Origin of the sequence: Nocardioides sp., from assembly GCF_025965415.1 — a bacterium.
Taxonomy (GTDB): domain Bacteria; phylum Actinomycetota; class Actinomycetes; order Propionibacteriales; family Nocardioidaceae; genus Nocardioides.
In genome coordinates this window covers 1-4224 of the sequence record NZ_JAOPWY010000127.1, presented here as the reverse complement: position 1 = coordinate 4224, position 4224 = coordinate 1, and the positions used below count along the sequence as shown (strand labels likewise).

At 73.1% G+C, this 4224-nt stretch carries 5 protein-coding genes; 2 read left to right on the top strand and 3 right to left on the bottom strand.

Features of this window, described 5'->3' with window-relative positions; genetic code table 11:
- Positions 1-31 precede the first annotated feature (31 nt).
- Positions 32-1186: an acyl-CoA dehydrogenase family protein gene (locus JWN97_RS13595; RefSeq protein ID WP_297623409.1), complete on the bottom strand. Its 1155-nt coding sequence runs from the start codon at positions 1184-1186 to the stop codon at positions 32-34.
- Positions 1187-1239: 53 nt separating this feature from the next.
- On the opposite strand from JWN97_RS13595, the gene JWN97_RS13590 reads away from it, so the two are divergent.
- Positions 1240-1689, top strand: coding sequence for a CoA-binding protein (locus JWN97_RS13590; protein WP_297623406.1), 450 nt, complete (start codon positions 1240-1242; stop codon positions 1687-1689).
- On the opposite strand, the gene JWN97_RS13585 is transcribed toward JWN97_RS13590, so the two are convergent.
- Together JWN97_RS13585 and lhgO are read right to left on the bottom strand one after the other, a co-directional pair.
- Positions 1686-2681 carry a Gfo/Idh/MocA family oxidoreductase gene (locus tag JWN97_RS13585; protein ID WP_297623403.1) on the bottom strand — a complete coding sequence of 332 codons (996 nt, stop codon included), beginning with the start codon at positions 2679-2681 and terminating at the stop codon, positions 1686-1688. The genes JWN97_RS13590 and JWN97_RS13585 overlap by 4 nt on opposite strands.
- A 9-nt stretch (positions 2682-2690) precedes the next feature.
- Entirely contained in the window at positions 2691-3908 is a 1218-nt protein-coding gene (gene lhgO, locus JWN97_RS13580) for an L-2-hydroxyglutarate oxidase (RefSeq protein ID WP_297623400.1), read from the bottom strand.
- 50 nt (positions 3909-3958) lie between these two features.
- Between lhgO and JWN97_RS13575 the strand changes: the two genes are divergently transcribed.
- The coding region (locus tag JWN97_RS13575) for a peptide chain release factor-like protein (protein ID WP_297623397.1) at positions 3959-4224 on the top strand (266 nt) is incomplete at its 3' end.

Sequence of the window (4224 nt, the reverse complement as noted above, 5' to 3'; positions counted from 1 at the left end):
GGGACCTGGAACGGCCAGAGGAGAGAAGAGCTCAGAGCCCCAGCTGCTTGGCGATGACCAGGCGCTGCACCTGGCTGGTGCCCTCGCCGATCTCGCAGAGCTTGGCGTCGCGCATCATGCGCTCGACCGGGTAGTCGCGGGTGTAGCCGTAGCCGCCGAGCACCTGCACGGCGTTGACGGTCACCTCCATCGCGACGTCGGAGGCGAAGCACTTCGCGGCCGCACCGAAGAAGGTGAGGTCGTCGTCGCCGCGCTCGGACCGGCCGGCGGCGGCGTACGTCATCTGGCGGGCCGCCTCGACCTTCATGCCCATGTCGGCGAGCATGAACTGCAGGCCCTGGAAGTCGGAGATCGACTTGCCGAACTGCTGACGCTCCTTGGCGTACTCCAGCGCGTAGTCGAGCGCCCCCTGCGCGACACCGACGGCCTGGGCCGCGATGGTGACCCGCGTGTGGTCGAGGGTCTTCATCGCGGTGGCGAAGCCGGTGCCCTCGGCGCCGATCATCCGGCTGGCGGGGATGCGGACCTTGTCGAGGTAGACCTCGCGGGTGGGCGAGCCCTTGATGCCGAGCTTCTTCTCCGGGGCGCCGAAGGAGACACCGGCGTCGGACTTCTCCACAACGAACGCCGAGATCCCGCCGCGCGTCTTCTTGTCGGGGTCGGTGACGGCCAGGACGGTGTAGAACTCCGACTCGCCGGCGTTGCTGATCCAGCGCTTCACGCCGTCGAGCACCCAGTCGTCGCCGTCGCGGACCGCGCGGGTCTTCATGCCACCGGCGTCGGACCCGGCGTCGGGCTCGGAGAGGCAGTAGGAGAAACCGCCCTCGCCGGCGGCGAGCCTGGTGAGGTAGGTCTGCTTGAGCTCCTCCGAGCCCGCGATCTGCACCGGCAGCGAGCCCAGCTTGTTGACCGCCGGGATCAGCGAGGACGACACGCACGCCCGGGCGACCTCCTCGATCACCAGGACCGTGGCGAGGGCGTCCGCCCCGGCACCGCCGTACTCCTCGGGCACGTGCGGGGCGTGGAAGTCGGACGCCAGCAGGGCCGCGGCCGCCTCGTGGGGGTAGCGGGCCTCCTCGTCGACCGCGGCCGCGAACGGCGCGATCTTGGCGTCGGCGACGGCGCGGACGGCCTCTCGGATGGCCTGGTGCTCCTCGGAGAGGGCGTACATCGGGAAGTCGCTCATGCGGTGGATTCTAGGACGTCCAACATTCTTGAGCACCCGTCTACGGTGTGGTCATGGCCACGTCCGACCGCTCGTCCTGGCAGGATCCCGCGACCGTCGACCGGATGCTCGACGAGCTCGACACGTGGGCGGTGGTCGGCCTGTCGGGCGACCCGAGCCGTACGGCGTACACGATCGCGGAGCTGCTGCAGCGGCGCGGCAAGCGGATCGTGCCGGTCCACCCGGTGTTCGCGGAGCCCGACGCACCTGAGGTCCTCGGCGAGCAGGGCTACGCCACGCTGGCCGACATCCCCTTCCCCGTCGACGTGGTCGATGTCTTCCGGCGCTCGGAGGCGGCCGGCGACTTCGCCGACCAGGCGGTCGCGATCGGCGCGGGCGGCGTGTGGTTCCAGCTCGGGGTGGTCGACGAGCAGGCCTTCGACCGCACGACGGCCGCGGGCGTGCCGATGGTCATGGACACCTGCCCCGCCATCGAGTGGCGGCGCCGGGGGTCCGTGGCCTAGAGCTCGACGCTCGCCTCGGCCATCGCGATGCCGAGCTGTCCGAGGCACTCCTCGAGCACCCACTGCACGTCGAGCGTGTCGGCCAGCGGCATGGTCGGGCTCTCCGTGAGCCCGGCGGCCAGGCAGCGGTGGACCTCCTCGACCTGGTGGACGTAGCCGCTGCCGGTCGCCGGGCGCTCGATCGTCTCGGGCGCCTCGCCGTTGCGGCGCACGACGATGCGGGTGGGGTGGTGGAACGGCGGCTCCAGCTCGATGGACCCACCGGTGCCGACGAGGACGGCACGTCCCGGCGTCGAGCTGGCGAGCGTGCAGGCCAGCGCCGCCGCCCGCCCGTCGGCGTACGAGAGCTGGATCGCCGCCGACGCGTCGGCCCCGTTGGGGAAGGTCGTGCCGGTGGTCGCGACCCGGTCGGGGCGGCCGAGGAAGTGCTGGGTCAGCGAGATCGGGTAGACGCCGAGGTCGAGGACCGCCCCGCCGCCGAGGGACAGGTCGAAGAGCCTGCTGGACGGGTCGAAGGCACGGTGGGCACCGAAGTCGGCCTGCACCAGCAGCAGGTCACCGATCTCGCCGGCGGCGACGAGCTCGCGCGCGTGCACCACGGCCGGCTGGAAGCGGGTCCACATGGCCTCCATGCAGAAGACCTGCGCGGCCCGGGCCGCGTCGACGACCTCCTGCGCGCCGGCCAGGGTGGCGGTGAAGGCCTTCTCGACCAGCAGCGGCGTGCCCGCCCCGATCGCGGCCAGGGCCAGGTCGTGGTGCTGCGGGTGCGGGGTCGCGACGTAGACGACGTCGACGTCCCCGTCCCGGCCGGCGGCGACGAGGTCGCCGTAGGTGCCGGACGCCGCCCCTCCGAAGCGGTCCGCGAAGTCGGCGGCGGAGCCGGGCGAGCGGCTGCCGACGAAGGTGAGCTCGGCGTCGGGCACGAGGGCCAGGTCGTCAGCGAAGGCGGCGGCCATCCGGCCGGTCGCGGCAATTCCCCAGCGCGTCGTCATGGGCACAACCTAGGCGCCCGGTGTCTCCTGCGGCCACGCCCTGTCCACGACGTACGCCGCGATCGCCAGGCTCGACGTCGCCCCGGGCGAGGGGGCGTTGCGCAGGCAGGTCACTCCGTCGGCATGGGTGATCCGGAAGTCGTCGACCAGCGTGCCGTCCCGGTCCACCGCCTGCGCCCGGACGCCCGCGCCGGCACGGGCGACGTCCGCCACGCCGATGTCCGGCACGTAGCGCGACGCCGACCGCATGAACGCGCGCTGCGACGCCGAGCCGATCACCTCGTCGACGCCCGTGCGCCAGTGGACGCGCGCCATCCGCCAGAACCCCGGCCAGGCGAGCACGTCTCGCAGGTCCGCGGCCGACACGTCGCGCCTGCGGTAGCCCTCGCGGCGGGTGGCGAGCACCGCGTTGGGGCCGACCTCGAGACCGCCGCCGACGCGGCGGGTGAAGTGGACGCCCAGGAACGGGTAGCGGGGGTCGGGCACCGGGTAGACCATGCCGCGCACCAGGTCCTGCTTGGCGGCGCTCACGCCGAGGTACTCACCCCGGAACGGCAGGATCGCCGGTCCGGCGTCACCGTCGACGAGCGCGGAGACGCGGTCGGCCTGCAGCCCCGCCGCCACGACGACGTGGTCGAAGCGCAGCGGCTCGCGACCGCCCTCGACCTGCACGACGGTGCCGTCCACCCGGCGGCGGATGTCGACGACCCGGGCGCCGAGCCGCACCTCGCCGCCAGCAGCGACGACCTCGTCGGCGAGGGCGCGGGTGATGGCGGGGTAGTCGGTGATCGCCGTCTCGGGCGAGTGCAGCGCGGCGAGCCCCGTGGCGTGCGGCTCCACCTCGCGGATCTCCTCCGCCGCGAGGCGACGGAGTCCCGGCACACCGTTCTCGGTGGCGGTGCGCTCGAGGGCCTCGAAGCGGCCCATCTCGTCCGGGTCGACCGCCACGACGAGCTTGCCGCACGCGTCGTAGGGAATCGCGTGCTCGACGCAGAAGTCGCGCAGCAGGCTCCGCCCGCGCGCGCAGAGCTGCGCCTTGAGGCTGCCGGGCTTGTAGTAGATCCCCGCGTGGACGACCCCGGAGTTGTGTCCGGTCTGGTGCGCGGCGAGCCGGTCCTCCTTCTCCAGCACCACCACCTCGGTACCCGGACGCCGCCGGACGACCTCGCGGGCGATCGCCACGCCGAGGATGCCGCCACCGACCACACCGACCCGCTGCTCCCCCATGGGGAGGACGGTGGTGGGTAGTGCCACTCGCGTCAAGCCACAATGTGGTGATGCGCGACCTCCACGTCCCTTCCGGCCCGGGCCTGCCCGAGGGCCTGGTCGTGCCCGCGGCCGAGCTCGTCGAGCGGTTCTCGAAGTCCCCGGGGCCCGGTGGCCAGTCGGTCAACACGAGCGACTCGCGGGTGGAGCTGGAGCTCGACCTCACCTCCTCGACGGCGCTGACCGCGACCCAGCGGGCGCGGGCGCTGCGGCGGTGGCCGTCGGGCCGGGTGTCGATCGCGGCGTCCGAGCACCGGTCCCAGCACCGCAACCGCGT

Coding starts and splice junctions, on each gene's coding strand:
- JWN97_RS13595 (WP_297623409.1), bottom strand. CDS start 1,186: ATGAGCGACTTCCCGATGTACGCCCTCTCCGAGGAGCACCAGGCCATC.
- JWN97_RS13590 (WP_297623406.1), top strand. CDS start 1,240: ATGGCCACGTCCGACCGCTCGTCCTGGCAGGATCCCGCGACCGTCGAC.
- JWN97_RS13585 (WP_297623403.1), bottom strand. CDS start 2,681: ATGACGACGCGCTGGGGAATTGCCGCGACCGGCCGGATGGCCGCCGCC.
- lhgO (WP_297623400.1), bottom strand. CDS start 3,908: ATGGGGGAGCAGCGGGTCGGTGTGGTCGGTGGCGGCATCCTCGGCGTG.